Genomic DNA, 26,599 nt, shown 5'->3' with positions numbered 1-26,599 from the left:
GGCTCTCTCCTCTTGGGGGCCCTCGCCTGCGGAGGCACCCTCTCCCCAGCCCTCCCCCGCAAGCGGGGGAGGGAGCGCGCTGCCGTTGCGGCTGCACATCGCGACACTTAGGAGCCTCCTGCAATGCCTATCTCCCGCCGTTCGCTCCTCAAGGCCGCCGCAGCCATGCCGGCGTTATCGCTGCCCGGCATCGTGCGCGCCGAATCCCAGACCACCCTGCGCTTCATCCCGGTGATCGATCTCGCTTTCGTCGATCCCATCTACTCGACCGCGCAGGTGTCGCGAAACCATGGCTTCATGGTCTACGACACACTCTACGGCATGAGCTCCTCGCTCCAGGTTTCGCCGCAGATGCTGTCGGGCCACGTCATCTCCGGCGACGAGCTTCAGTGGGACCTCACGCTTCGTGACGGCCTGTTCTGGCACGATGGCGAGCGCGTGCTCGCGCGCGACTGCGTCGCCAGCATCCGTCGCTGGGCCGCGCGCGACGGCTTTGGCGGCGAGCTGATGGAGGCGACCGCCGAGCTTTCGGCCGCGGGCGACCGCACCATCCGTTTCCGTCTCAAGCGTCCGTTCCCGCTGCTGCCGCAGGCGCTCGGCAAGGCCGCGATCAACGCCTGCTTCATGATGCCGGAGCGATTGGCGAGCCAGGATCCCTTCAAGCCGCTGACCGAAGTGATCGGCAGCGGCCCGTTCCGCTATCTCGCTGATGAACGCGTGCAGGGCGCGCGCAACGCCTACGCCAAGTTCGAGCGCTATCAGCCGCGCACTGACGGCAAGCCGGATTGGACCGCCGGGCCGAAGATCGCGCATTACGATCGCGTGGTCTGGACCACCACGCCCGACGCCGGCACTGGCGTTGCTGCGCTCCAGACCGGCGAGCAGGACTGGCAGGAGACCACGCCGCATGACCTCTTGCCGGTCATCAAGGCCGCCGGCGACATCGAGACGCGCATCCTCGATCCCCGCGGCTATGCCTGCATGCTGCGGCTCAATCATCTGCAGCCGCCGTTCGACAATCCCGCGATCCGCCGCGCGTTGCTGGGCGCGATCGATCAGTCGGCATTCATGACTGCCGTTGCGGGCACCGATCCTGCCTTCCAGGTCTCGCCGATCGGCTACTTCGCGCCCGGCACACCGATGGCGAGCGAGGTCGGCCTCGACGTGTTCCGCGGCCCGCGCGACTACGCCAAGGTCAGGGCCGACCTGAAAGCCGCCGGCTACAATGGCGAGAAGATCGTGGTGCTCGTGCCCACCAACTCGCTGGCGCAGAAACCGCTTGGCGAGATCGCCGTGGACTCGCTTCGCAAGGCCGGCATGAACGTGGAATATGCCGGGCTCGATTTCGCCGTCGTGTTGCAGCGTCAACTCAAGAAGGACCCGATCGGGCAGGGCGGCTGGAGCGCTGCGGTCGGCAACTGGCAGGGCATCGACTGGCTCAATCCGGCCGGCAACACCAATATCCGCGGCGAAGGCAAGGTTGCCGGCTGGTATGCGAGCGAGAAGATGGGGTCCTTGCGCAGCCAGTGGCTGGCGGCGTCCGAGCTCGCCGAGCAGCAGCGCGTCTGCCGCGAGATCCAGGCGGTGGCGTTCGAGGAAATCCCCTATATTCCGATCGGCCTGTACAAGCAGCCGACCGCTTATCGCAAAGCCATCACCGGTATTCTCGACGGCACGGCCGTCTTCTGGAACGTACGCCCCGCATGAGCACGATCGCAATTTTCGGCAGCTATGTGCTGTCGCGGAAAGATGGCGCGCAGGACGTGCTGCGCGACCACTGGGTTCTGATCGAAGGCAAGACAATCGCCGCGGTCACGCCGGACAAGCCGCGCGCGGATCGGGTCTACGACCGTCCCGGCCGCTTCGTGCTGCCGGGCCTGCTCAACCTGCACAATCACTGCTTCTCCGAGGCCGTGGCGCGCAGCCATACCGAGGACGGCAACGGCCGCAAGAACAACCAGAGCATCGTCTACACCGTGCTGCTGCCGCTGACCAAGCGCGGCGCCGAGATCCTGTCGGCCGAAGAACGCATGGCGGTGGCGCGGCTCGGCATCCTGCAGCTGCTCAAGGGCGGCGCCACCACAGTGATGGAGCCGTTCCGCAATTCGATCCCGGAAATGTTCGACGCGGCGGAAGAGATGGGCATCCGCTTCTACGGCGCGCCCTATCTGTTCTCGACGTCGGACGCCAAGGCCGGCCCCGACGGTGTGGTGCGCTATTCCGGCGATGACGGCGCCGCCGACTTGGCGACATGGGATGCGCTCTACCAGCGCTGGAACGATCGCGGCGACGGCCGCATCGGCCTCGCCATGAGCCCGCATGCCACCGACACCTGCGGCCCGGATCTGCTGAAGGCCTGCGCGACGCGGGCGCGCGAGCTCGGCGTTCCCATCACCACGCACATGGCGCAGAGCCGCGCCGAGGTCGAGACCATCGGCAAGCGCTACGGCGGCCGCACGCCGGCGCAGTACCTGGACTGGCTCGGCCTGCTGGCGCCTGACCTGATGGCGGCGCACTGCATGTTCAGCAGCGACGACGATCTCAAGCTGATGGCCGCGCGCGGCATGACCGTTCTGAATTGCCCGCGCGTGTTCGCGCGCGCCGGCGTCACCGCGGCGTTCAGCCGGTTCGCGGAGCACGGCGTGCGCACGGTGGTCGGCACCGACGGCTACAATATGGACCTGCTCGGCGAGCTCAACGCGGCGTCGTTGATCTCCAAGATCACCTCGGCGCGCCCTGACGTCGCGAACTCGCCCGAGTTGATCGAGGCGAACACGGCGGTGGCCGCCGACGTCATCAAGCGGCCGGATCTCGGCCGGATCGAGCCGGGTGCAACCGCCGACCTCACCGTGGTCGATCTCACCCATCCGCATCTTCAGCCGCTGTTCGATCCGCGCCGCGCGCTGATCGCGCTCGCCAACCGCGCCAATGTCGATCAGGTGATCGTCGATGGCCGCGTGCTCATCGATGCCGGCCGCTATCTCGGCGCTGACGAAGCGGCGATCACGGTCGCGGGCACCGCCGCGATCGGCAAGATCTGGGATCTGCCGGAGGCGCAGGCGGCGTTCAACGGCTGATTGTTCTGGCGAAGGAAGTGCGCTCCCTCTCCCGCAAGCGGGAGAGGTTGCAGCGACCCTGCGGCCGGATCGTCCGACCCAAGAGCATTCGGCCTAATCGTCGAATTCGGCGAGCGCCTTGCGCATGGTCTCGACCAGATCCAGTGCCACCGGTGAGGGACTGCGCTGCGCCGGGAAGACGGCGGAGAATTCGAAGTCGATGCGTGGCAGGAAGCGACGCGCGACCACGCCGCGGGTGGAGAATTCCCTCGCGGTGAAAGGGTCGCAGATCGCGACGCCAAGCCCTGACGACACCATGCCACACATGATCTCCGACAACGTGGTCTCGACCCTGAGCACGCGGCGGACCTCGTGACGATTGAACACCTGGTCGACGAGATGCCGGCTCGATGACCCCGCCGACAATGAGATGAACGTCTCGCCTTCGAAATCGCGCGGCTCCAGGACGTCCTTCTCCGTGAGGCGATGACCTGTCGGCAGCACCGCGACGCGCGCGGGCGCCGGCAGTCGCAGGCTCGGCAGCCCGGAATGGGCGATCGGCACCTCGGCAAAGCCGATGTCGCATTGATTGTTCAGAACCCAGTCGACCACGATCGGAGAGATCACGCCGAAGAAAGCAAGGTTGAGGTTCGGCCGCTCCTGCAGGAAGTGTCCGGCCAGGCGCGGCAGATAGCCGTTCGCAAGCGCCGGCAGCGCGGCGATGCGCAGCGAGCCGGTGCGGCGGCCGCGGATTTCCTCGGCCGCCGCACTGATGCGTTCGAGGCCGACGAACGAGCGCTCGACCTCGGTATAGAGCGCCATCGCCGCCGCGGTCGGCACGAGGCCGGTGCCGCGCCGCTCGAACAGCTCCATTTTCAACAGGGCCTGGAGGTCGCGCAGCAACCGGCTGACCGCGGGCTGCGTCACCACCATCAGCTTCGCAGCCTCCGTGACGCTGCCGGTCAGCATCATCGCGCGGAAGGCCTCCACCTGCCGCGAATTGATCCGCGCCATCCCGCAATCCAATCATAACATTTCGGCATGCAGAGGGTGCCATTATTCATTGGACGATGGAAGTATACGTCTGCGATCTTTTTCAGCAGAGCTGGAGCCAGCTCGCATTTTCGGCAGATTGGAGGGGTTCAAACCTCCAAATCGCGCCAAAACCCGCCGAACAGGGGCCGGAGCCCTGGCCTGAGAGGGATTTGCGCGGAAGGAAATGCGGAAGGCGCCCCAGCCGGAGACTTGTCGGCACGTCACCTCATTCCGGTATGGAGATCGGTCCACATGAAGACTTTTCGCCTTCTGACCGCGGTCAGCATCGCAGCGCTCATTGCCGCCCCGTCAGCCGCCTCGGCCCAGCAAAAGACTCTCTACGTCGCCGGCTATGGCGGCTCGTTCGAGAAGACCATCCGCGACGAAGTGGTCCCAGCCTTCGAGAAGGAGAACGGCGTCAAGGTCGAATACGTCGCCGGCAACTCCACCGACACGCTGGCCAAGCTGCAGGCGCAGAAGGGCAACCAGCAGATCGACGTCGCCATCGTCGATGACGGCCCGATGTACCAGGCGATCCAGCTCGGCTTCTGCGGCAAGCTCGATGGCCTGCCCGCCGATCTCTACGACGCCGCGCGCTTCAAGGACGATCGTGCCGTCGCCATCGGTATCGTCGCGACCGGCCTGATGTACAACACCAAGGTGTTCAAGGAGAAAGGCTGGGCGCCGCCGACCTCCTGGAACGACCTGAAGGACACGAAATACGCCAAGCAGCTCGTGATCCCGCCGATCAACAACACTTACGGTCTCGAAGCGCTGGTGATGTTGTCGAAGATGAACGGCGGCGGCGAGACCAACGTCGATTCCGGCTTCAAGATCTTCAAGGAACAGATCAATCCGAACGTGCTCGCCTATGAGCCGTCGCCCGGCAAGATGACCGAGCTGTTCCAGTCCGGTCAGGCCGTGATCGCGGTGTGGGGGACCGGCCGCGTGCAGAGCTTTGCCAATACCGGCTTCCCCGTCGACTTCGTCTATCCCAAGGAAGGCGCCGCGACGCTGCTGACGACGGCGTGTCCGATCGCCAAGCCCAATGCCTCGCCGCTGGCGGAAAGCTTCGTCAAGATGCTGCTCGATCCAAAAATCCAGCTCGTGATGCTGAAGGATTACGGCTACGGCCCGGTGCTGAAATCGCTGGTGATCCCGCCCGAGCTCGGCAAGATGGCGCCGATCGGCGAGCGCGCGGCAAAGCTCTACAATCCGGACTGGACCGTCATCAACGAGAAGCGCGAGGAGTGGACCAAGCGCTGGAATCGCGAGGTCGAGCGCTGATCGGATCGTTTGCGGAGACAGCGCATGGCCTATCTCGAGCTCGACCGGGTCGCAAAACAGTTCGGCGCGCAGACTGTGGTCGACGACTTCAGTCTGTCGGTGGGGAAGGGGGAGTTCATCTCCTTCCTCGGCCCCTCCGGCTGCGGCAAGACCACGACGTTGCAGATGATCGCGGGCTTCCTTGATCCCTCACGCGGCGCCATCCGCCTGGAGGGCAAGGACCTGACCGCGATCCATCCGGCCAAGCGCGGCCTCGGTATCGTGTTCCAGAGCTACGCGCTGTTTCCGCACATGACGGCGGCGGAGAACGTCGCCTTTGGCCTCGAGATGCGCAATGTGCCGCGTGGCGAACGGACCGAGCGCGTTCGTTCCGCACTCGCGATGGTCGGCCTCGCCGGCTTTGAGGACCGTCATCCCCGCCGCATGTCGGGCGGCCAGCAGCAGCGCGTGGCGCTGGCGCGCGCGCTGGTGATCAAGCCGAGCGTGCTGCTGCTCGACGAGCCGCTGTCGAACCTCGACGCCAAGCTGCGCGAGGAAATGCAGATCGAGCTGCGCCAGATCCAGCGCACTATCGGCACCACGACGATCCTGGTCACGCATGACCAGAACGAGGCGATGTCGCTGTCCGACCGCATCGTGGTGATGAGCCAAGGCAAGATCGAGCAGATCGGCACGCCGCAGGAGACTTATGAGAAGCCGGCCTCGGCCTTCGTCTCGCAATTCCTCGGCAAGACCAATGATTTTGCCGGGACGATCGACCGGACCGCCTCGCCGGCACAGCTGGTGGCGGGCTCATGGAGCGCGCCGGCGCCGGCCGGGCTGAGCGGTCCCGTCACCCTCAGCATTCGCCCCGAAAGGATCGGGTTTGGCGATGCCGGTCTTGGTGCGAAGATCATCACGCGCATTTTCCAGGGCAACCACTGGCTATTCCAGTGCGAGAGCGAGTGCGGCCCGGCGATCGTGATCCGCCAGAATGACGGCAAGGCCCAGCCGGCCGAAGGCGAGGCCGTTCGCCTCACCTGGCGGGCCGAGGACATGAGCATGCGTGCGAGGGCCGGCGCATGAGCATGGCCGCCGAGGAGCGCAGCGTACGTGCACCGTGGGCACTGACGGCGCCCGCCCTGATACTGTTCGTCGGCGTGCTGCTGATTCCGCTGGCGATGACGGTGATGCTGTCGTTCCACGATTGGGGCCAGTACAAGGGCATCGAGCCGGTCTTCATCCTCAAGAACTGGCACGAGATCGCGACCGATCCCTATTACGCCGAAATGTTCTGGCGGACGTTTCGCATTGCGATCCTGACCACGCTGCTCACGGCGCTGCTCGGGGCACCCGAAGCCTATATCCTCAACCGCATGAGTGGCCGCTGGAAGAGTTTTTTCCTGCTGGTCATTCTCGGCCCGCTGCTGATCTCCGTGGTGGCGCGTACGCTCGGCTGGGCGCTTCTGTTCGGCGGCAACAACGGCCTCGTCAACAAGCTCTTGATGTCGCTGGGCGCGATCCGCTCGCCGATCCCCTTCATGTTCACCGAAACCGGCATGGTGGTCGCGCTCGCGCATGTGATGATGCCGTTCATGGTGCTGTCGGTGTGGGCGGCGCTGCAGCGGCTTGATCCGCAGATCGAGAATGCCGCGATGTCGCTCGGTGCCGGTCCCGTCACCATCATTCGCCGCATCATCATGCCGCAGATCATGCCGGGCGTGCTGTCGGGCGCCATCATCGTGTTCTCGCTCTCGGCCAGCGCCTTCGCGACACCGGCGATCATCGGCGGCCGTCGGCTCAAGGTCGCCGCGACGCTTGCCTATGACGAGTTCCTCAACACCCTGAACTGGCCGCTCGGGGCCGCGGTCGCGACGCTCCTGCTGGTCGCACTGGTCTTGATCGTTGTCGGCAGCAACGCGCTGATCGAGCGGCGCTATGCGGAGGTGTTCCGATGAGACGGAACGGCCCGCTCGCGCTGATCTTCCACACCATCTTCGTGGTCGTGATGGTGGCGCCGATCCTGGTGGTCTGCCTGGTCGCGTTCACGCCCGAAGGCTTCCTGTCGCTGCCGACCAACGGTTTCTCCTTGCGCTGGTTCAGGACCATCGCGAACTATCCCGAATTCATTCACGCCTTTTGGGTCAGCCTTGGGTTAGGGGCGCTCTCGTCGTTCGTCGCGCTGCTGTTCGCGGTGCCGGCGGCGCTCGCGATCGCGCGCTATCGCTTCCGCGGACGCGATGCGCTGGCGGCGCTGTTCCTGTCGCCCTTGATGATCCCGCATGTCGTGCTCGGCATTGCCTTCCTGCGCTTCTTCACCTCGGCAGGACTCGGTGGCAGTTTTGCCGCGCTGATCATCGCCCATGTCATCATCGTGTTTCCGTTCGCGCTGCGGCTGACCTTGGCGGCGGCGACAGGCATGGACCGCACGGTCGAGATGGCAGCGGTCTCGCTCGGCGCTGGCGGCTGGACGCTGTTTCGCCGCGTGTCGCTGCCGCTGATCCTGCCCGGCGTCATCAGTGGCTGGGCGCTGGCCTTCATCCAGTCCTTTGACGATCTTACCATGACCGTCTTCCTCGCCGCGCCCGGCACCGAGACGTTGCCGGTGCGCATGTTCCTTTATATCCAGGACAACATCGATCCGCTGGTGACGTCGGTCTCGGCCTGCGTGATCGCTGTGACCATGACCGCCCTCATTCTGCTCGACCGCTTCTACGGGCTCGACCGCGTGCTCGCCGGCAAGGGCGATACGGGGCGATAGGAGAACTTATGTCCAAAGCGTTTTCGAGCGAAGTGGGCGCCGGTTCGCGTGAAGAAAACGCGTCCAGACAAAAATCAGACTACGACGTCGCCGTCGTCGGCGGCGGGCTGCTCGGCTCCGCGATAGCCTGGGGCCTCGGCCGGCTCGGCAAGAAGGTCGCCGTGCTCGACGAAGGCGATATCACCAAGCGCGCCTCGCGCGCGAACTTCGCGCTGGTGTGGGTGCAGAGCAAGGGGCTCGGCATGCCCGCCTATACGGTGTGGACCGTGCAGGCGTCGCAGGCATGGAGTCGGCTGGCGTCCGAGCTGAAGCAGCAGACCGGTCTCGACGTCTGCCTGCAGCAGAATGGCGGCTTTCACCTCACCCTCGGCGATGACGAATTCGGCCAGCGCACCGACCTCGTCAAGCGGATGCACAACCAGGCCGGCGCGGCCGACTACAAGATGGAGATGCTCTCGGCGTCCGACGTGAAGAAGTCGCTGCCGCTGATCGGCCCCGAGGTCTCCGGCGGCAGCTATTGTCCGCTCGACGGTCACGTCAATTCGCTGCGCACCTTCCGCGCGTTCCACACCGGCTTCAGGGCGTTCGGCATCGACTATTTCCCGGAGCGGCCGGTGTCCGCGATCAGCAAGAGCGGCGGCGAATTCCGCCTGACCACGCCGAAGGGCGAACTGCGCGCCGCAAAAATCGTGCTCGCCGCCGGCAACGCCAACCAGACGCTGGCGCCGATGGTCGGTCTCCTTGCTCCGATGGGCCCGACCCGCGGCCAGATCGTGGTGACCGAGCGCACCATGCCGTTCCTGCCACACCCGCTGACCACGATCCGCCAGACCGACGAAGGCACGGTGATGATCGGCGACAGCAAGGAGGACGAGCTGGACGACCGCGCGCTGAAGCATTCGATCAGCGCGGTGATGACAGATCGTGCGCAACGCATGTTCCCGCATCTGTCGCGGCTCAACGTGGTCAGGAGCTGGGCCGGCATCCGCGTGATGCCGCAGGATGGTTTTCCGATCTACGACCAGTCGGAGACGCATCCCGGCGCCTTCGTCGCCTGCTGCCATTCCGGGGTGACGCTCGCCTCCAACCACGCTTTCGAGATCGCGCGCATGGTCGCGCAGGGCGCGCTCGAGCCCGAGCTGGTCGGCGCGTTCTCGGCCAGCCGCTTCGGCGGCGCCGGCGCGGCGAACGACAGCGGCTACTAAAGATATCAAGGAGCCAAGAGGCATCCCATGTTTAAGCGATCCGAACAGGACAAGCGTCCGCAGGTGCAGATCTTCGTCGACGGCGTTGCCGTCGCGGCGCGCCAGGGCGACACCGTCTCAGCCGCGCTGCTGGCCTCCGGCTGCGACGCACGTCGCTCGACGGCGGTGAGCGGTGCGCCGCGCCTGCCTTATTGCATGATGGGCGTGTGCTTCGACTGCCTGGTCACCATCGATGGCGTCGGCAACCGGCAGGGCTGCCTCGTGCCCGTCGCCGAGGGCATGCAGATCGAGATCCAGAAGGGCAAGCGGGAGATCGGAAGATGAATGTGGCTCCCAAGCGCGAAGACTATGATGTCGTGGTGATCGGAGCGGGGCCTGCGGGCCTTGCCGCCGCTGCGACCTCCGCCGAAGCCGGCCTCTCGACGCTGCTGCTCGACGAGAACGTGGGCCCTGGCGGTCAGGTGTTCCGCGCCATCGCCTCGACGCCGGTGACCGACCGCAACCAACTCGGCGCGGATTATTGGGTTGGCGCCGATCTCGTGCAGTCCCTGCGAGCGAGCAGCGCCGAGGTGATTCATCGCGCGACCGTCTGGAGCCTCGACCGCAACCTCGAGATCGCCGTCTCGCTTGGCGGCGCGTCCGCCTTCGTCAAGGCCAAACGCGTGATCCTCGCGACCGGGGCGCTGGAGCGGCCGTTCCCGATTCCCGGCTGGACGTTGCCGGGCGTGATGACCGCCGGCGCGGCACAGACCATGCTGAAATCGTCGGCGCTGGTGCCGGACGGACGCACCATGATCGCAGGGCAGGGGCCGCTGCTCTGGCTGCTCGCCGCGCAGATCCTTCGCCTTGGCGGCCGTATCGACCGCATTCTCGATACCACAGAGCGCGGCAATTATTTCGCGGCACTGCCGCATGCCTTCGCCTTCCTGACCTCGCCCTATTTCGCCAAGGGCCTGTCGATGATGCGCGAGGTCAAGGCGAAGGTGCAGGTTGTCTCCGGCGTCACCGAGCTCTCGGCATCGGGTGACGGTCAGCTCGCCAGCGTGAGCTATGTCGCGGGCGGCAGGCGCGAGACCATTCCCGCAGATCTGCTCTTGCTGCATCAAGGCGTGGTGCCCAACGTCAATCTGGCGATGGCGGCCGGCGTCGAGCATCGCTGGGACGACCTGCAACTCTGCTGGTCTCCGGTGCTCGATGCGAACGGCAACTCGTCGGTCGCGGGGATCGCGATCGCCGGCGATGGCGCCGGCATCGGCGGCGCGAATGCTGCCGTGGTGCGCGGGCGGATCGCGGCGCGCGCGGCGGTGGAAGCGTTAGCACCCGCGGCTGCCGCAAAACTTCCGTCGATGGCAGCGTTGCGTGCCGATCTCGCCAAGGCCGAGCGCGGCCGCGTCTTCCTCGACACGCTGTTCCGGCCGGCACCGCAGTTCCGGATTCCCTCGGGCGATACCATCGTGTGCCGCTGCGAAGAGGTGACGGCCAAGGATGTGCTCGATTCCGTCGCGATCGGCGCGACCGGGCCGAACCAGCTCAAGGCCTATCGCCGCACCGGCATGGGTCCGTGCCAGGGCCGGCTCTGCGGCCTCACCGTCACCGAGTTGATGGCGCAGGCGCGCGGCAAGACGCCGCAGGAGATCGGCTATTACCGGCTGCGCGCGCCGGTGAAGCCGATCACGCTCGCCGAGCTCGCAGCCGTTCCCAAGAGCGAGGCGGACGTCAAGGCGGTGGTGCGCGGATGACCACAAACGTGGATGCGATCGTCGTCGGCGGCGGCATCCACGGATGCTCGACTGCGCTGCATCTGTGCCTCGCCGGCCTGAAGCCGGTGCTGATCGAGAAGGACTATGCCGGCCGCCACGCTTCGGGAGTCAATGCCGGCGGGGTACGCCAGCTTGCGCGGCACATTCCCGAGATTCCGCTGTCGATCCGTTCGATGGGGATCTGGGAGAAGATTTCGGAACTCGTCGACGACGATTGCAGCTTTGAAAGCTACGGCCAGGTGCTGGTCGCGGAGAACGACGATGAGCTTGCGGTCTGCCGCGCGCGCGTCGCGGAGTTGAACGCGCTCGGCTTTACCCATGAAGAGCTGATCGATGCGGCTGAACTGCGGCGTCTCGTGCCGGCGGTCGCCGAGACCTGCCCCGGCGGCGTGGTCTCGCGCCGTGACGGCGCGGCCAATCCGGCGCAGACGACGACGGCGTTCCGGCGCAAGGCGGAGCAGCTCGGCGCGACCGTACGCGAGGGCCTCGCCGCCTCCAACATCCGCCACCGTGATGGCCTCTGGCATGTCGACGTCGGCCCTGAAATCTTTGCTGCGCCGGTACTCGTCAATGCCGCCGGTGCCTGGGCCGGCAAGATCGCGGCTGATCTCGGCGAGCCGGTGCCGGTCGAGACCGTGGCGCCGATGCTGATGATCACCTCGCGCGTGCCGCACTTCATCGACCCCGTCGTGATCCTGCGCGGCCGAAAGCTCTCCTTCAAACAATTCAAGAACGGCACCGTGCTGATCGGCGGCGGCCATCTGGCAACGCCATACCAGGATCGCAACGAGACGGTGCTGGACTGGAAGAGTCTTGCGACCAGTGCGCGCACCGTGTTCGAGCTGTTCCCGGTGATGCGCAGCGCCACCATCGTGCGCGCCTGGGCCGGCATCGAAGCCAAGATGAAGGACGATATTCCCGTGTTCGGGCCCAGCAGCCGTCACAAGGGCCTCTATCATCAGTTCGGCTTCTCGCTGCACGGCTTCCAGCTCGGCCCCGGCGCGGGGGCCGTGATGGCCGAGCTGATCGTCAACGGCGGCAGCCAGACGCGAATCAGCGATCTCGGCATCGACCGCTTCCATCCTTCCACGCTCCAGGGATGAGAAGTTGTCGAATCCGATCGGTTGCTCCGAACTCGCTCAACCTCTCCCGCTTGCGGGAGAGGTCGGCGCGAAGCGCCGGGTGAGGGCTTCCTCCTCTGGGGGAGTGCCCCCTTGTGGCGACACCCTCTCCCCGACCCTCTCCCGCAAGCGGGAGAGGGGGCTCACCGGCTTCGCCAATCCAGACTTACTGAATATCGTCACGCTCTAGCAAAAGAGGACATCATGAGCATCACCCGCAGCATCCGCACGCCCATCATGCATCGCGCCGTCGAAGCCAATGGTTTCGTCTTCCTCGGCGGCACCATCGCCGACGACACCTCGGTCTCGATGGGCGAGCAGACCCGCAACATTCTCAGCAAGATCGCCGGCTATCTCAAGGAAGCGGGAACCGACAAGAGCCGGGTCGTCAGCGCCTCGATCTTCGTCACGGATCTCTCCAAGAAAAAGGAGATGGACGCGGCCTGGACCGAGTTCTTCGGCGACAATCTACCGACCCGCGCCACCGTCGGCGTTGCCGATCTCGGCGGCAGCGCGCTGATCGAGGTCGTGGTCACCGCGCTGAAGGGCTGATCGCATGCCGACGGGGACGTCAGCGCCTCTCGCGCTGTCGTCCCTTCGCCGTGCCTTGATCGCGCCCTTCGAAGAGAATACTTAGAGACTTGCTCAATCAGGAAATTCGCAGCCATGGATTCTACCCCGACCGCAAAGCCCATCCGCCTTGTTCACGGGGAATTCCATGCCTGCTTCAATCATCCTGTCGAACCTGTCGCTGGCCACGCCTGACGGCCGTTCTCTTCTTTCCAACCTCGATCTGACATTCGCGGCCGAGCGGACCGGTCTCGTCGGCCGCAACGGCGTCGGGAAAACGACGCTGCTTGCGTCGATCTCAGGGGAGCACCTCCCTCGTTCCGGACGCGTTCTGGTCAACGGCAGCATTGGCCTGCTGCGCCAGGACGTGCAATTGCCCGCAGGGGCGACCGTGGCCGATCTGTTCGGCGTGCGGCCGGCGCTCGAGCTGCTGCGCCGCGCCGAGCGGGGCGATGCCTCCGCCGACGACATCGCCACGATCGACTGGACGCTCGAAGCGCGGCTGGAGGCGGAGCTGGCATGCCTCGGGTTCGATCCGTCTCCCGATACGGAGCTGTCGTGCCTGTCCGGTGGCCAGATCACGCGGGTTCGCCTCGCCGCGCTGACCTTTGCCGCGCCGGACTTCCTGCTGCTGGACGAGCCCACCAACAATCTCGACCGGGATGGACGCAAGGCCCTGGCCGATTTCCTTGCGTCCTGGCGCGGCGGCGCGATCGTTGTCAGCCACGATCGGGACCTGCTCGAGACCGTGGATGCGATCGTCGAGCTGACGTCGCTCGGAGCCACGCGCTACGGCGGCAATTGGAGCGGGTTTCGCGAACGGAAAGCCGTCGAACTCGCCGCCGTCAGGCACGACCTCGCGCATGCCGAGAGGCGGCTGTCAGAGATCGACGGGAAGGCGCAGCAGGCGGCAGAGAAGAAAGCGCGCAAGGACAGCGGCGGCAGAAAGAAGCGCGCCAAGGGCGACATGCCGCGCATCCTGGCCGGGGCGCGTAAGGATCGCAGCGAGGACAGCGGCGGCAAGACCGCGCAAATCGCCGAGCGGCAGCGCGCAGAAGCGCTCGAGGCCGTCGATGCGGCGCGCCGGCGCATCGAGATTCTTCAGCCGCTCTCCGTCAAGTTGCCCGCGACCGGCCTGCCGGCGGGCAGGGAGGTGGTTTGGCTCGACGGCGTCAGCGCAGGCTACCGACCAGAGCAGCCGGTCCTGCGCGATCTCTCGTTCGCCGTCGTCGGACCGGAGCGTGTCGCGCTGGTCGGGCCCAACGGATCCGGCAAGACGACGCTGCTGAAACTCATCGCGGGCGAGCTGCGTCCGCTCTCAGGCATCGTGCGGGTCAGGCCGGATTTCGCGCTGTTCGATCAGAAGGTCAGTCTGCTCGACCCTGGACTCTCCATCCTGGATAATTTTCGGCGTCTCAATCCGAAGGCGGGTGCGAACGAGTGCCATGCCGCGCTGGCCCGGTTCATGTTCCGCGCCGATGCCGCCTTGCAGGCAGCCGGAAACCTGAGTGGCGGGCAGATGTTTCGCGCCGGCCTTGCCTGTGTGCTCGGCGGGCAGAGGCCGCCGTCGCTGCTGATCCTGGACGAGCCGACCAATCATCTCGACCTCGAATCCATCGAAGCCGTCGAAGCGGGCTTGCGGGCCTATGATGGCGCGCTGCTCGTCGTCAGTCATGACGAAGCGTTCTTGCAGGCGATCGGGATGACACGACGGATCGATGTTGCCGCCAAGGTGCTGCGCATCGATGGCGGGATCGTCTGATCCCGCCTGGCGGTCTGGATTTGGTAGTGATTTTCAAAAACCCGACGCCCTGCCCCCAGCGCGTCGGGTGGAAAGAATGAGTATCAATCCGTGATCCCAACCCGATACTTGTGACGCGTGCCGCCTCAATTTTCTACTCCGGGAAACTACCGCGTCGGAACCGCCCCCGGGGGGCGCAGGCCTATCAGGCCGCGCTTCCACCCGGCTCCAGCGCCTCGCCGATCTCCAGCGGATGGGCCATGGTCTCGTGCAGCGCATCGCGATCGAGCTCGCCTTCGGAAATGCTGATGACGACGCAGGCAACGCCGTTGCCGATCAGATTGGTCAGCGCGCGACATTCGCTCATGAACTTGTCGATGCCGACCAGGATCGCGATCGACTGGATCGGGATGTCAGGCACGATCGAGAGCGTCGCGGCGAGTGTGATGAAGCCGGCACCGGTGACGCCCGAGGCGCCCTTCGAGGTGATCATGGCGATGCCGAGGATGCCGAGCTCCTGCCAGATGGTCAGATGGGTGTTGGTCGCCTGCGCCAGGAACAGCGTCGCCAGCGTCATATAGATGTTGGTGCCATCGAGATTGAAGCTGTAGCCGGTGGGAATGACGAGGCCGACCACGGAACGCGAGGCGCCGAGATGCTCCATCTTCTGGATCATTTGCGGCAGAACCGTCTCCGATGAGGAGGTGCCGAGCACGATCAAGAGCTCGTCCTTGATGTAGGCGATGAAGCGCAGGATCGAGAAGCCGGCGAGGCGCGTGATCGCGCCGAGCACGACCAGCACGAACAGGATGCTGGTGAGGTAGAACGTGCCGATCAGGGCGGCGAGGTTGAGCAGCGAGCCGAGACCGTAGGCGCCGACCGTGAACGCCATCGCGCCGAAGGCGCCGATCGGCGCGACGCGCACGATGATGCGGATGATGCCGAAGAACATCTTGGCGGCCTTGTCGATCGCATCTGCAATGGGTTCGCCGGCCTTGCCGAGGAAGGCGATGGCGAAGCCTGAGAGGATCGAGATCAGCAGCACCTGCAACAGGTCGCCGCGCGCGATCGCGCCCAGATAGCTGTCGGGAATGATCGCCATCAGATGGGCGACGATGCCTTCTTCCTTGGCCTTGGTGACGTAGATGGCCACCGATTTCGGATCGATCGTGGCGGGGTCGATGTTGAAGCCGTGCCCGGGCTGGAGGATCTCGCCGACCAAGAGGCCGACCGCGAGCGCGACGGTCGAGACCGTCTCGAAATAGATCAGCGACTTCAACCCGACCCGGCCGACGCGCTTGAGATCGCCCATCGAGGAGATGCCGTGCACGACGGTGCAGAAGATCACCGGCGCGATCATCATCTTGATCAGCGCGATGAAGCCGTCGCCAAGCGGCTTCAAGGCCTTGCCGAGATCGGGATAGAAATAGCCGATCAGCACGCCGAGCGCGATCGCGATCAGCACCTGAACGTAGAGGATCTTGTACCAGGGCTGGTGCCGGCGATGGATGGCTGGCTGGATCGCGAGTTGTGTCATATTGTGGGACCCGAACGCATCGATTGTGCAAGATTTGAATCTTGCATCACGTGCATCATGTGATGGCCGCGTTGGATGCGACAATCACATTTTTGTCGGATCGCACGAAGATCGATCGTTGCACCGCAACTCGGGGGGATCATGTCGACTGCAACAGGCTCGGACCAGCAAGGACGGGGCTATTTTCCGCGCTGGACGCTCAAGACCTCGGGCGTGATCATGCCCGAGGAACGGATGTCATGGGGCCAGACCGTCGTCTCCGGTCTCCAGCATTGCGTCGCAATGTCGGGTGCGACGATCATCGCCCCGTTGCTGATGGGGTTCGATCCCAACGTTGCGGTGCTGTTCTCGGGCATCGGCACGCTGATCTTCTTCGTCATCGTCGCGGGGCGCGTGCCGAGCTATCTCGGCTCGAGCTTCGCCTTCATCGCCGTCGTCATCGCCGCCACCGGCTATGCCGGGCAGGGGCCGAATCCCAATATTTCGGTCGCGCTCGGCGGCATCGTCGGAGCCGGGGTGCTGTACGGCGTGATCGCGCTGATCGTGATGTGGTCGGGCGTCGGCTGGATCGAGCGCTTGATGCCGCCGGCTGTCACCGGCGCTGTGGTCGCCGCGATCGGCCTCAACCTCGCACCCGTCGCGGTCAAGGCGGTAAGCGCGAACGCGTTCGACACGGGAATCGGGCTCGCCACCGTTCTGATCATCGGCGTGGTGGCCGTTGCCGCTCCAGGCCTTTGGCGAAGGCTCCCGATCATCGTCGGCGCAATCGGCGGCTACCTCTTGTACCTGTTGGGCGCGAACGGGCTCGGTTTCGGCAAGCCGATCGACTTCACCCAGCTCTCGGCCGCGCCGTGGATCGGCCTGCCGAACGTCACCACGCCGACGTTCCAGGCCGACGCGATTTTCCTGATCGCGCCGGTCGCGATCATTCTCGTTGCCGAGAACCTCGGCCACATCAAGGCCGTCGGCGCCATGACGGGCCGCAGTCTTGATGCCTATCTCGGCCGCGCCCTGTTCGCCGACAGCCTCGCGACGATCGTCGCGGCCTGCGGCGGCGGCACCGGCGTCACCACCTATGCCGAGAATATCGGCGTCATGGCGGCGACGAAGGTCTATTCGACATTGCTGTTTGCCTTCGCCGCCATCGTGTCGATCGTGCTCGGGTTCTCGCCGAAATTCGGCGCGCTGATCCTGTCGATCCCTGGCCCCGTCATCGGCGGCCTCTCGATCGTGCTGTTCGGACTGATCGCGGCGATGGCGGGCCGGATCTGGGTCGAGAATAAGGTCGACTTTGCAAATCCTGCAAACCTGATCACCGTCGCCGTGGCGTTGACGGCGGGCGCGGGAGATCTCACGCTCAAATTCGGCGCATTCACGATCGGTGGGATTGGCACCGCAACTTTTGGCGCCATCATCCTCTATCAGATTCTGACCTCGCCACTTGCGCGCCGCGCGGAATGAATCCCAGCGATGCACGGAAGAGATGGAACAAAAAGCGCCTTCCGTCGATGATGAGGCATTCCGGAGAGAACACATGCCGCAACCCGATCGCTCGACTTCGTTTCCCTCGCGCCTGATCGGCCAATACGCGCTGGTGACCGGCGCCTCGCAAGGCATCGGCCGCGCCGTCGCCATCAGGCTCGCGCAGGAAGGCGCGACCGTCGCCATCAATTATTTCGAGCACGACGAGCGCGCGGAGGAGACGCTCGCGCTCGCTCGGGCAGCTTCGAGCGATCGCGGCCACGGCAAGGCCGATCATTGCATCGTCAAGGCCAATGTCGGCGATGAGAAGGACATTGCTGCGATGTTCGAGACGATCCTTTCGCGCTGGAAACGTCTCGATTGTCTCGTCAACAACGCCGGCTTCCAGAAGGAATCGCCGAGCGAGGCGCTTGACGTCGACACCTATCGCCGCATCATTGATGTCAACCTGAACGGTGCCGTGCTCTGTGCGCAGAAGGCACTCGCGCATTTCGTCGCGCGCGGTGGAAGCGGCAGCATCATCAACTGCTCCAGCGTCCACCAGATCGTTCCAAAGCCCGGCTATCTCGCTTACTCGATCAGCAAGGGCGGCATGGCCAACTTGACGCGCACGCTGGCGCTCGAATTTGCCGGCCGAGGTATCCGCGTCAACGCCGTGGGGCCGGGCGCGATCGACACGCCGATCAACGCGGCCTGGACCGGCGATCCGGAAAAACGCGGCGTGGTCGCCAGCCACATTCCCATGGGCCGCGTCGGCACGCCGGAGGAGATCGCCGCCGTGTTCGCCTTCCTCGCCTCTGACGATGCGAGCTACATCACCGGGCAGACCCTTTACGCTTGCGGCGGCCTGACGTTGTTTCCGGAGTTTCGCGAGAACTGGGCGAGCTAAGTGGGGATCTGGCAAAACCCGCTGGCGCGGACTACATCTGCCGCATGGCAAATGCTCCGCTGGCAAACTCTCCGCTTCAGGATTTCATCGCTCGGCACGAAAATCTGTTCGTGCTGACCGGTGCCGGCTGCAGCACCAATTCGGGCATTCCCGATTATCGCGACAGAAATGGCAATTGGAAGCGGACCCAGCCCGTCAACTTTCAGTCGTTCATGTCGGACGAGCATACGCGGCGGCGCTATTGGGCTCGCAGCCTGATCGGCTGGCGGCGGTTCGGCCAGGCGCGCCCGAACGATGCGCATCACGCGCTGGCCCGGCTCGAGGCCAACGGGCGGTGCGGGATGCTGCTGACCCAGAATGTCGACAGGCTGCACCAGTCCGCCGGCCACCGCCAGGTGATCGATCTGCACGGACGGCTCGACCTGGTTCGCTGCATGGGCTGCGGCCGCAAGACGCCGCGGAGCGAATTCCAGGATGCGCTCGGCCGTGCCAATGCGGAATGGCTGACGCTCGATGCCGCCGATGCTCCTGATGGTGACGCCGATCTGGAGCATGCGGATTTTTCGTCCTTCCAGGTGCCTCCTTGCGAAGCCTGCGGCAGCATTCTCAAACCTGACGTCGTGTTCTTCGGGGAGAACGTTCCGCGCGACATCGTCGCCACCGCGCAGGATCATCTGGCGCAAGCCGACGCCATGCTGATCGTCGGCTCGTCGCTGATGGTCTATTCCGGATTCCGCTTCGTACAGGCTGCCGTGCAGCGCCATATTCCGATTGCGGCGGTCAACCTTGGCCGCACCCGCGCCGACGATCTCCTGACGCTCAAGGTCGAGGAGCGCTGCGAAGCGGCGCTTGCATTCCTGCTCTGACCGCGCAGGCCGCGAAACACGCCTTGCCTATTGCATAGGTGCCAAGCAGAATGGCCGGGCGCGGCGTTGTCCTCGTCGGCCATGGCATGGAAATTGCTGCGCTTTCGACCTCAGTCTTGACGATCAGCGCGGAGAATTGGAATGCTTGAGGGGGCCGAGGTGCGGCTTGCCGTTGATATCGGTGGCACGTTCACCGACATCGTGCTGGACGTTGGTCTGGATCGCAAGACGCGCAAGCTGCTGACGACGCCGCAGCGGCCTGAGCAGGCGGTGCTGGACGGCATGCGTCTCATCCTCGCCGATGCGCGCGCCCATATCAGCGACATCGACGTCTTCATTCATGGCACCACGCTGGCGACCAACGCGATTATCGAGCGCCGCGGTGCCAAGACGGCCCTGATTGCGTCCGAAGGCTTTCGCGACGTGCTCGATATCGGCACCGAAAGCCGCTACGACCAGTACGATCTCAGCATCGACAAGCCGAGGCCCCTGGCGCCGCGCAGCCTGCGCTTCACCGTCCCCGAGCGCGTCGACGCGCACGGCGCCGTCCGCCTCCCGCTGGACGAGACTGCGGTGCGCGCACTCGCGCCGAAATTGCGCGAGCGAGGCGTCGAGAGCGTCGCGATCGCCTTCCTGCACTCCTACGCCAATCCCGAGCACGAGCGGCGTGCGGCCGCGATTCTGGCCGAGGAGATGCCGGGCATCTCGGTGACCGTGTCCTCCGCCGTCTGTCCCGAGATCCGCGAGTATGAGCGCACATCGACCGCAGTCGCGAATGCCTATGTGCAGCCGCTGATCGACGGCTACCTCGCCCGCATGGCCGACGCCTTGCAGGTCGAGCAGTTCCGCGGCGCGATCTATCTGGTCACCTCCGGCGGCGGCGTCACCTCGATCGAGACGGCGCGCCGTTTTCCGGTGCGCCTCATCGAATCCGGCCCCGCCGGCGGCGCGATCTTCGCGGCGCAGATCGCGGCGCGTCTGGGCGAGAGCAAGGTTCTGTCCTTCGACATGGGCGGCACCACGGCAAAAATCTGCCTGATCGAGAAGTACCAGCCCGAGACCTCGCGCGTGTTCGAGGTCGATCGCGCCGCGCGCTTCCTCAAAGGCTCCGGTCTGCCGGTGCGCATTCCCGTGATCGAGATGGTCGAGATCGGCGCGGGCGGTGGCTCGATCGCCCATGTCGACGCGATGAAGCGCGTCACTGTCGGCCCGGAGAGCGCCTCGTCGGAGCCGGGGCCGGCCTGCTATGCCCGCGGCGGCCTGCGTCCCGCGGTGACGGATGCGGACGTTGCGCTGGGCATGATCGATCCCGATGCGTTTGCGGCCGGCACGATCAAGCTCGACCCGGAGCTGTCGAAACAGGCGCTGCTGCGCGACGTCGGCGCGCCGCTCGGCCTGTCGGCGGAAACCGCGGCCTATGCCGTGCACGAGGTCGTCTGCGAGAACATGGCGAGTGCGGCGCGCGTCCATGCGGTCGAGCGCGGCGAGATCGTCGGCCAGCACACCTTGATCGCGTTTGGCGGTGCTGCGCCGCTGCATGCGGCGCGTGTCGCCGAGAAGATCGGCGTCTCCCGGGTGATCGTGCCGTCGAATGCCGGCGTCGGCTCCGCCGTCGGCTTCCTGGCCGCGCCGATCGCCTATGAGCTGGTGCGCAGCCGTCATGTCCGGCTCGATGAGTTCGACACCGAAGCGGTCTCAGACCTCTTGCAGGACATGGTGACCGAGGCGCGCGCGCTGGTCGAACCGGGCGCCGCCGGTGCGCCGGTGCGCGAACGCCGCGCCGCCTTCATGCGCTATGTCGGCCAGGGCCATGAGATCTCCGTCGAGCTGCCGAACCGGCGGCTGACGGCGGCCGATCTCGCCGGCCTGCGTCAGAAGTTCGAGGCGGATTATTCCGCGATGTTCGAGCGCGCCATTCCAGGCGCGGCGATCGAGGTGTTGAGCTGGTCGGTGCTCGCTACGACGGAGGCACGGAATCCACCTGTTGTCGCCGCCGTCACGCGCAAGCCCGCAGGCAAGGCCTCCGGCAGCCGCAAATTCTTCGACGGCCGCGCCGGTGAGGTGATCGAGATCCCGCTCTATCGCCGCGAGGACATGGCGCCGGGCGCGACCGTTGCCGGGCCCGCCGTGATCGCGGAGGACGAGACCTCCACCTTCGTCTCCACCAGTTTTGACGCTCATATCGACGGTGCCGGCAGCATCGTCATGGAACGAAAGGCGGCCTGATCATGAGCAAGGCAAATGGCGCGAGCCTGATCGACCTTCAGATCATGTGGCACCGGCTGATCGCTGTGGTCGAGGAGCAGGCGCAGGTGCTGCTCCGCACCGCCTTCAGCCCGATCGTGCGCGAATGCGGCGACCTCTCGGCCGGCGTGTTCGACCTCAGGGGGCGCATGCTGGCGCAGGCGGTGACCGGCACGCCCGGTCACGTCAATTCGATGGCGGAATCGGTCAAGCACTTCATCGCCCACTTTCCGATCGAGACGATGAAGGAGGGCGACGCCTATATCACCAATGATCCCTGGATGGGCACCGGCCATCTCAACGACTTCGTCGTCACCACGCCGTGCTTCAAGGACGGCAGGCCGGTGGCGCTGTTCTCCTGCACCAGCCATCTCATGGACATCGGCGGCATCGGCTTCGGGCCTGACGCCACCGACGTATTCATGGAGGGGCTTTACATCCCCATGCTGAAGCTGATCGACCGGGGCGTCGTCAACGAGACGCTGATGGCGATGATCCGCACCAACACGCGGCTTCCAATCGATACCGAGGGCGACACCTATTCGCTCGCCGGATGCAACGACGTCGGCTGCGAGCGCCTGGTCGAGATGATGACCGAGTTCGGCATCGATACGCTCGACGAGCTCGGCGACTACATCTGCGAGCGCTCGCGCGAGGCCGTGCTGGCCGAGATCGCAAAGCTGCCGAAGGGCAGCTGGCGCAACACCATGGTGGTCGACGGCTATGATTCTCCGGTGACGCTGGCGGCAACACTGACGATCTCGGATGCGGGCATCCACGTCGATTTCGATGGCACCTCCACAGCCTCGAAGTTCGGCATCAACGTGCCCTTGTCCTACACCACCGCCTACACCGTGTTCGGCCTAGGCTGCGTGGTCGCCTCGCAGATCCCGAATAATGCCGGCTCGCTCTCGCCGCTGACGGTGTCGGCGCCGGCGGGTGCGATCCTCAAAGCGCCCAAGCCCGCGCCGGTCGCCTCGCGTCACATCATCGGCCAGATGCTGCCCGACGTGGTGTTCGGCTGCCTGCGCCAGATCATTCCGGAGCGCGTGCCGGCGGAAGGCACCTCCTGCCTGTGGAATCTCAACGTCCGCGGACAGACCCGCTCCGGCGTCGGCGGCAATTACGGGTTCTCGATGGCGGTGACGTCCAATGGCGGCACCGGTGCGCGGTTCGGCAAGGACGGTCTGTCGGCCACCGCCTATCCCAGCGGCGTGCGCGGCACGCCAGTCGAGATCGCGGAGACGCAGACGCCTTTGATCTTCTGGCGCAAGGAGCTGCGTCCGGATTCCGGCGGGGCAGGGCGCACCCGCGGCGGTCTCGGCCAGATCATCGAGGTCGGCAGCGGCGTCGATGCGCCGTTCGACATCCTGGCGGCATTCGACCGCATCGATCATCCGCCGCGCGGCCGCGATGGCGGCAAGAACGGCGAGGCCGGTTATGTCGGCCTCAAGTCCGGCAAGAAGCTGCGTGGCAAGGGCTTTCAGCAGGTGCCGCCGGACGACCGGCTGGTGGTGCTGACGCCGGGCGGCGCCGGCATCGGCGATCCCGCGGCGCGCGAGCGTGCGGCGGTCAAGGACGATATCGAAAGCGGCCTCGTGTCCGCCGACAAGGCGGTTGCAGTTTATGGGTACGCGCGCTGACGTATCAGCACGCATGCGTCAACGGAGGGGTGCAATGATCACGCGACGGAACTTCACCGCGGGCGCAGCGACGCTGCTCGCCGCCGGTCACATCTCGACCCGTGCGCGGGCGGCGACGACGAGCTGGGACATGTCGACGGTCTGGCCCGACGGCAATTTCCACACCCAGAACGCGATGGCCTTCGCGGAGGAGGTGAAGAAGCAGACGGGCGGCTCGGTCGCGATCACCGTGAAGGCCGGCGGCCAGCTCGGCTTCAAGGGGCCCGAGCATCTGCGCGCGGTGCGCGACGGCCTGGTGCCGCTCGCCGACGTCCTCAACATCCAGCAGGTCGGCGACGAGCCCTTCATGGGCGTCGAGAGCATCCCGTTCCTCTGCGGCTCGGTGGACGAGCTGAAGGTGCTGCACAAATACGTGCGGCCCGAATACGAGAAAATTGCCGCGCGCAACAACCAGAAGATCCTCTACATCGTGCCGTGGCCGACGCAGTATCTGCACCTCAAGGCGAAGGTCGCCGACGTCGAGGGCCTGAAGAACATCAAGATCCGCGTGCCCGACAAGAATGCGGTCGACATGTTGAATGCGATCGGCATGGCGGCCGTGATGATCCCATGGGGCGAGACGATTCCGGCGCTCGCCTCCGGCGCGGTGGCCGGCGTGTCCACCTCGTCGGTGTCGGGCGTCGACGGCAAGTTCTGGGAATTCCTGAAATACGTCTACCCGACCAACCACGTCTGGTCGTCGCAGATGCTCACCGTCAATCTCGATTCCTGGAAGGCGCTCAGCGCCGATCAGCAGAAGCTCGTGGCCGATATCGCCGCAAAGATGGAGCCGGGCTTCTGGGCGAACTCGCTCAAGGCCGACGTCGACAGCCTCAACCGTCTCAAGGAGGGTGGCATGGAGGTGGTGCCGGTCTCGGACGCGATGATGACGGAAATCCGCAGCAAGACCGCACCGCAATTAGATGCCTTCCTCAAGCGCGTGCCGGCGGCCGACAAGCCGGTGCGGGCCTATCTCGCCGAAATGAAGCGCGGCTGAGGGCGGGGCCGTGGTGAGCATTTCGCCCGAAGCACCGCAGAGCCTCAATGCAGCGGCGCCCCCGCCGCTGCGCATCCTGCTCGACGGCATCGATCGACTCGGCCGGCTCGACGGCTGGATCGGCGGCGGTTGTCTCTTGATGCTGACGCTCTTGATGCTGTGCGAGGTCGCAACCCGCTTCCTGTCGAACCTCCTGCCGTTCTTCCCGCCGACGATCTCGATCGCCTGGGAATATTCGTCTTATCTGATGGCGGCATCGTTCACCTTCGGCGCGGCCATGACGCTGCGGGTGGGCGGCCACATCCGCGTGGTGCTGCTGCTGAAGAACGCGCCGGTGCCGGTGCAGCGTGCGCTTGAGATCCTCTCGGCCGCGGCCGGCTTCGCCTTCATGGCGTTCCTGACCTCGGCCATGGCGAAATTCGCCTTTGGCGCCTATCTGCGCGGCCAGGTCTCGACCTCCAGCGATACGCCGCTGTGGTTTCCGGAAGCCGTCGTCACCTTCGGCATGCTGCTGCTCACTCTCCAGTTCCTGGCGCGCGCCATCCAGGCCGTGCTCGGCCTGCCGCTGGAGGATCATCGCATGAAGGCCTCGCCCGTCGAATGACCGCCTTGCCCACAGCCGGATCTAGGATCGCATGACCATCGAAGTCGCTGCCCTGTTCGCGATCCTGTTTGCGCTGCTGGCCTGCGGTGTGTGGATCGGCCTGACGCTTGCGCTCACTGCGACGCTTTTGCTCGCGATGTTCCGTTCGATCCCGCTCGACAAGCTGCTGCCGCAATATGCCTGGAACATCCTGACCACGCAGGAGCTCCTGGCGCTGCCGCTGTTCATCCTGATGGGTGAGCTGCTGTTTCGCACGCGCTTGTCGCGCTCGTTATTCCAGGGGCTCGCGCCGTGGGCGGGGTTGCTGCCGGGCCGGCTGCTGCATGTCAACGTGATCGGCTGCACCATCTTCGCGGCGATCTCGGGCTCCTCGGCGGCGACCACGCAGGTGATCGGCCGCATGTCGCTCAACGAGCTCTTGCGCCGCGGCTATTCCCGCGACATCGCGATCGGCTCACTCGCCGGCGCCGGCACGCTCGGCTTCCTGATCCCGCCGTCCAACATCATGATCATCTACGGCGTGCTCGGCGACGTCTCGATCCTGAAGCTGTTCACCGCCGGCGTGCTGCCCGGGCTCCTGCTGGCCGCGACGTTCATGACCTGGGTGATGCTGCACACGAGCCTCGACCGCACGATGGTGCCGGAAACTGAAGCCAAGCTTTCGCAGGTGTCGTGGAGCGAGCGCTTCGCCGCGCTGAAGGATCTCGCGCCGGCGTTGTTCCTGATCGCCTGCGTGCTCGGCTCGATGTATGGCGGGCTCGCCACGCCGTCGGAAGCCGCCGCCGTCGGCGTGCTCGGCGCGGGGCTGGTGGCCTGGGCGCAGGGTTCGATGTCGCAGCAGGTGATGCGCGACGTGCTGATCGGCTCGGTCGTCACCTGCTCGATGATCGCACTGATCGTGCTGGGGGCCTCGATCCTCGGCAATGCCGCGGCCTTCCTCGGCATCCCGCAGGCGGTCGCCGCCTTCGTCAAGGGGCTTGGCCTGTCGCCCTTCATGTTGATCGTCGTGCTGGTCATCTTCTATCTCGTCCTCGGCTGCTTCCTCGACGGCTTCTCGATGATCGTGATGACGCTGCCGATCGTGCTGCCGATCGTGAAGGGCGCGGGCTTCGACGAGATCTGGTTCGGCATCTTCCTGGTGCTGGCCGTCGAGATGGCGCAGATCACCCCGCCGGTCGGCTTCAATCTGTTCGTGATCCAGGGCCTGACCGAAGACGGCCTCGGCTACATCGCGCGCGTCACGATGCCCTACCTGATGATCATGATCGGCTTCGTGCTGCTGCTGACGCTATGGCCCGGCATCGTCACGATACTGCCGCGGGTGCTGTACGGGTAGTTGATATCTCGCTCGCGGACATATTCGGCCCGGTCCCACCTACCATCCGTTGTGCTGCCCGACGGGCAAAACACGCCAGCGCTGGGTCGAGAGCGTTCGGCAAAATATTCGAATTTACAGAAGTTCGGTTTTGCCGTACAAGCCTGGACATCCCGCCCGCCACAAGGGGCGTTTCGCGATCGTCACGGGACGCGGGCCGGGATGCGGTGGCCGCGACGGCGTCGGCGCGCGATGTGGATTGCAGGGCGGGCGACCGTGAGCAGCGACAGGCGCGATACGACACGGCGCTGACAGCGTCTTCGAATGGCCTCGACGGTGAGCGCACGCCAGCCGTGGAGAACCCAGCGAGGATGTGCGCGGACGGAGAAGTCGTGTGGTCCTGACGCCCGGGGTCTGTGCGTCAAGTCCTGCGGAGATGGCGGCCAACCGGCGCGGCATCGATCATCC

General features: G+C 65.5%; 22 protein-coding genes. 20 read left to right on the top strand and 2 right to left on the bottom strand.

What is annotated here, in order from left to right; genetic code table 11:
* Positions 1-123: 123 nt before the first annotated feature.
* The gene (locus UNPA324_RS00135; protein WP_141932867.1) at positions 124-1,707 is read left to right on the top strand and encodes an ABC transporter substrate-binding protein; all 1,584 of its coding nucleotides are present in this window, start codon (positions 124-126) and stop codon (positions 1,705-1,707) included.
* Entirely contained in the window at positions 1,704-3,077 is a 1,374-nt protein-coding gene (locus tag UNPA324_RS00130) for an amidohydrolase family protein (RefSeq protein ID WP_141932865.1), read from the top strand. The genes UNPA324_RS00135 and UNPA324_RS00130 overlap by 4 nt, the downstream gene beginning before the upstream one ends.
* A 93-nt stretch (positions 3,078-3,170) precedes the next feature.
* On the opposite strand, the gene UNPA324_RS00125 is transcribed toward UNPA324_RS00130, so the two are convergent.
* Positions 3,171-4,070: a LysR substrate-binding domain-containing protein gene (locus UNPA324_RS00125; RefSeq protein ID WP_128922075.1), complete on the bottom strand. Its 900-nt coding sequence runs from the start codon at positions 4,068-4,070 to the stop codon at positions 3,171-3,173.
* Between the two features lie 273 nt (positions 4,071-4,343).
* Here UNPA324_RS00125 and UNPA324_RS00120 point away from each other — a divergent pair, with 273 nt between their 5' ends.
* From UNPA324_RS00120 to UNPA324_RS00075, 10 genes are all read left to right on the top strand, one after another.
* Positions 4,344-5,378 carry an ABC transporter substrate-binding protein gene (locus UNPA324_RS00120; RefSeq protein WP_181769238.1) on the top strand — a complete coding sequence of 345 codons (1,035 nt, stop codon included), beginning with the start codon at positions 4,344-4,346 and terminating at the stop codon, positions 5,376-5,378.
* 24 nt (positions 5,379-5,402) lie between these two features.
* Positions 5,403-6,443, top strand: coding sequence for an ABC transporter ATP-binding protein (locus tag UNPA324_RS00115; RefSeq protein ID WP_141932861.1), 1,041 nt, complete (start codon positions 5,403-5,405; stop codon positions 6,441-6,443).
* The gene (locus UNPA324_RS00110) at positions 6,440-7,315 is read left to right on the top strand and encodes an ABC transporter permease (RefSeq protein ID WP_128922072.1); all 876 of its coding nucleotides are present in this window, start codon (positions 6,440-6,442) and stop codon (positions 7,313-7,315) included. Before UNPA324_RS00115 ends, UNPA324_RS00110 begins: the two co-directional genes overlap by 4 nt.
* Positions 7,312-8,118, top strand: a complete 807-nt coding sequence (locus UNPA324_RS00105) for an ABC transporter permease (protein ID WP_128922071.1) — start codon at positions 7,312-7,314, stop codon at positions 8,116-8,118. Before UNPA324_RS00110 ends, UNPA324_RS00105 begins: the two co-directional genes overlap by 4 nt.
* 8 nt (positions 8,119-8,126) lie before the next feature.
* The gene (locus tag UNPA324_RS00100) at positions 8,127-9,323 is read left to right on the top strand and encodes an NAD(P)/FAD-dependent oxidoreductase (protein ID WP_246667087.1); all 1,197 of its coding nucleotides are present in this window, start codon (positions 8,127-8,129) and stop codon (positions 9,321-9,323) included.
* Positions 9,324-9,350: 27 nt separating this feature from the next.
* Complete coding sequence (locus tag UNPA324_RS00095) at positions 9,351-9,647, top strand: (2Fe-2S)-binding protein (RefSeq protein ID WP_141932859.1); 297 nt, start codon at positions 9,351-9,353, stop codon at positions 9,645-9,647.
* A complete protein-coding gene (locus UNPA324_RS00090) occupies positions 9,644-11,062 on the top strand; it encodes an FAD/NAD(P)-dependent oxidoreductase (protein WP_141932857.1) in 1,419 nt (472 codons plus the stop codon). Before UNPA324_RS00095 ends, UNPA324_RS00090 begins: the two co-directional genes overlap by 4 nt.
* Positions 11,059-12,186: an NAD(P)/FAD-dependent oxidoreductase gene (locus UNPA324_RS00085; RefSeq protein WP_141932855.1), complete on the top strand. Its 1,128-nt coding sequence runs from the start codon at positions 11,059-11,061 to the stop codon at positions 12,184-12,186. Before UNPA324_RS00090 ends, UNPA324_RS00085 begins: the two co-directional genes overlap by 4 nt.
* 222 nt (positions 12,187-12,408) lie before the next feature.
* Positions 12,409-12,756, top strand: coding sequence for a RidA family protein (locus tag UNPA324_RS00080; RefSeq protein WP_141932853.1), 348 nt, complete (start codon positions 12,409-12,411; stop codon positions 12,754-12,756).
* 166 nt (positions 12,757-12,922) lie between these two features.
* Complete coding sequence (locus tag UNPA324_RS00075; RefSeq protein ID WP_141932851.1) at positions 12,923-14,536, top strand: ABC-F family ATP-binding cassette domain-containing protein; 1,614 nt, start codon at positions 12,923-12,925, stop codon at positions 14,534-14,536.
* A 184-nt stretch (positions 14,537-14,720) separates the two neighbouring features.
* On the opposite strand, the gene UNPA324_RS00070 is transcribed toward UNPA324_RS00075, so the two are convergent.
* The gene (locus UNPA324_RS00070; protein ID WP_141932850.1) at positions 14,721-16,052 is read right to left on the bottom strand and encodes a dicarboxylate/amino acid:cation symporter; all 1,332 of its coding nucleotides are present in this window, start codon (positions 16,050-16,052) and stop codon (positions 14,721-14,723) included.
* Positions 16,053-16,193: 141 nt separating this feature from the next.
* Between UNPA324_RS00070 and UNPA324_RS00065 the strand changes: the two genes are divergently transcribed.
* The 8 genes from UNPA324_RS00065 (at position 16,194) to UNPA324_RS00030 (ending at position 26,152) form a co-directional block, all read left to right on the top strand.
* On the top strand, positions 16,194-17,513 hold the full coding sequence (locus tag UNPA324_RS00065; RefSeq protein ID WP_141932848.1) for a solute carrier family 23 protein: 1,320 nt from the start codon (positions 16,194-16,196) through the stop codon (positions 17,511-17,513).
* Between the two features lie 73 nt (positions 17,514-17,586).
* Positions 17,587-18,423: an SDR family oxidoreductase gene (locus tag UNPA324_RS00060; RefSeq protein ID WP_141932846.1), complete on the top strand. Its 837-nt coding sequence runs from the start codon at positions 17,587-17,589 to the stop codon at positions 18,421-18,423.
* Positions 18,424-18,467: 44 nt separating this feature from the next.
* Complete coding sequence (locus UNPA324_RS00055) at positions 18,468-19,289, top strand: NAD-dependent protein deacetylase (RefSeq protein ID WP_141932844.1); 822 nt, start codon at positions 18,468-18,470, stop codon at positions 19,287-19,289.
* 141 nt (positions 19,290-19,430) lie between these two features.
* Positions 19,431-21,515, top strand: coding sequence for a hydantoinase/oxoprolinase family protein (locus UNPA324_RS00050; protein ID WP_141932843.1), 2,085 nt, complete (start codon positions 19,431-19,433; stop codon positions 21,513-21,515).
* Positions 21,516-21,517: 2 nt separating this feature from the next.
* The gene (locus UNPA324_RS00045) at positions 21,518-23,176 is read left to right on the top strand and encodes a hydantoinase B/oxoprolinase family protein (protein WP_141932841.1); all 1,659 of its coding nucleotides are present in this window, start codon (positions 21,518-21,520) and stop codon (positions 23,174-23,176) included.
* 34 nt (positions 23,177-23,210) lie between these two features.
* Entirely contained in the window at positions 23,211-24,212 is a 1,002-nt protein-coding gene (locus tag UNPA324_RS00040) for a TRAP transporter substrate-binding protein (protein ID WP_141932839.1), read from the top strand.
* A 10-nt stretch (positions 24,213-24,222) separates the two neighbouring features.
* Positions 24,223-24,816 carry a TRAP transporter small permease subunit gene (locus UNPA324_RS00035; protein WP_128922058.1) on the top strand — a complete coding sequence of 198 codons (594 nt, stop codon included), beginning with the start codon at positions 24,223-24,225 and terminating at the stop codon, positions 24,814-24,816.
* A gap of 31 nt (positions 24,817-24,847) precedes the next feature.
* Positions 24,848-26,152, top strand: a complete 1,305-nt coding sequence (locus tag UNPA324_RS00030; RefSeq protein ID WP_141932837.1) for a TRAP transporter large permease — start codon at positions 24,848-24,850, stop codon at positions 26,150-26,152.
* Positions 26,153-26,599: the final 447 nt, after the last annotated feature.

It is taken from the genome of Bradyrhizobium sp. UNPA324 (assembly GCF_006658635.1).
Taxonomy (GTDB): domain Bacteria; phylum Pseudomonadota; class Alphaproteobacteria; order Rhizobiales; family Xanthobacteraceae; genus Bradyrhizobium; species Bradyrhizobium nanningense.
The sequence above is the reverse complement of the archived record's forward strand: the minus strand, read 5'-3'. Positions and strand labels throughout refer to the sequence as shown.

Bases quoted from the DNA above. Each gene is read 5' to 3' on its own strand.
- UNPA324_RS00135 (WP_141932867.1), top strand. From the start codon at position 124: ATGCCTATCTCCCGCCGTTCGCTCCTCAAGGCCGCCGCAGCCATGCCG.
- UNPA324_RS00130 (WP_141932865.1), top strand. From the start codon at position 1,704: ATGAGCACGATCGCAATTTTCGGCAGCTATGTGCTGTCGCGGAAAGAT.
- UNPA324_RS00125 (WP_128922075.1), bottom strand. From the start codon at position 4,070: ATGGCGCGGATCAATTCGCGGCAGGTGGAGGCCTTCCGCGCGATGATG.
- UNPA324_RS00120 (WP_181769238.1), top strand. From the start codon at position 4,344: ATGAAGACTTTTCGCCTTCTGACCGCGGTCAGCATCGCAGCGCTCATT.
- UNPA324_RS00115 (WP_141932861.1), top strand. From the start codon at position 5,403: ATGGCCTATCTCGAGCTCGACCGGGTCGCAAAACAGTTCGGCGCGCAG.
- UNPA324_RS00110 (WP_128922072.1), top strand. From the start codon at position 6,440: ATGAGCATGGCCGCCGAGGAGCGCAGCGTACGTGCACCGTGGGCACTG.
- UNPA324_RS00105 (WP_128922071.1), top strand. From the start codon at position 7,312: ATGAGACGGAACGGCCCGCTCGCGCTGATCTTCCACACCATCTTCGTG.
- UNPA324_RS00100 (WP_246667087.1), top strand. From the start codon at position 8,127: ATGTCCAAAGCGTTTTCGAGCGAAGTGGGCGCCGGTTCGCGTGAAGAA.
- UNPA324_RS00095 (WP_141932859.1), top strand. From the start codon at position 9,351: ATGTTTAAGCGATCCGAACAGGACAAGCGTCCGCAGGTGCAGATCTTC.
- UNPA324_RS00090 (WP_141932857.1), top strand. From the start codon at position 9,644: ATGAATGTGGCTCCCAAGCGCGAAGACTATGATGTCGTGGTGATCGGA.
- UNPA324_RS00085 (WP_141932855.1), top strand. From the start codon at position 11,059: ATGACCACAAACGTGGATGCGATCGTCGTCGGCGGCGGCATCCACGGA.
- UNPA324_RS00080 (WP_141932853.1), top strand. From the start codon at position 12,409: ATGAGCATCACCCGCAGCATCCGCACGCCCATCATGCATCGCGCCGTC.
- UNPA324_RS00075 (WP_141932851.1), top strand. From the start codon at position 12,923: ATGCCTGCTTCAATCATCCTGTCGAACCTGTCGCTGGCCACGCCTGAC.
- UNPA324_RS00070 (WP_141932850.1), bottom strand. From the start codon at position 16,052: ATGACACAACTCGCGATCCAGCCAGCCATCCATCGCCGGCACCAGCCC.
- UNPA324_RS00065 (WP_141932848.1), top strand. From the start codon at position 16,194: ATGTCGACTGCAACAGGCTCGGACCAGCAAGGACGGGGCTATTTTCCG.
- UNPA324_RS00060 (WP_141932846.1), top strand. From the start codon at position 17,587: ATGCCGCAACCCGATCGCTCGACTTCGTTTCCCTCGCGCCTGATCGGC.
- UNPA324_RS00055 (WP_141932844.1), top strand. From the start codon at position 18,468: ATGGCAAATGCTCCGCTGGCAAACTCTCCGCTTCAGGATTTCATCGCT.
- UNPA324_RS00050 (WP_141932843.1), top strand. From the start codon at position 19,431: ATGCTTGAGGGGGCCGAGGTGCGGCTTGCCGTTGATATCGGTGGCACG.
- UNPA324_RS00045 (WP_141932841.1), top strand. From the start codon at position 21,518: ATGAGCAAGGCAAATGGCGCGAGCCTGATCGACCTTCAGATCATGTGG.
- UNPA324_RS00040 (WP_141932839.1), top strand. From the start codon at position 23,211: ATGATCACGCGACGGAACTTCACCGCGGGCGCAGCGACGCTGCTCGCC.
- UNPA324_RS00030 (WP_141932837.1), top strand. From the start codon at position 24,848: ATGACCATCGAAGTCGCTGCCCTGTTCGCGATCCTGTTTGCGCTGCTG.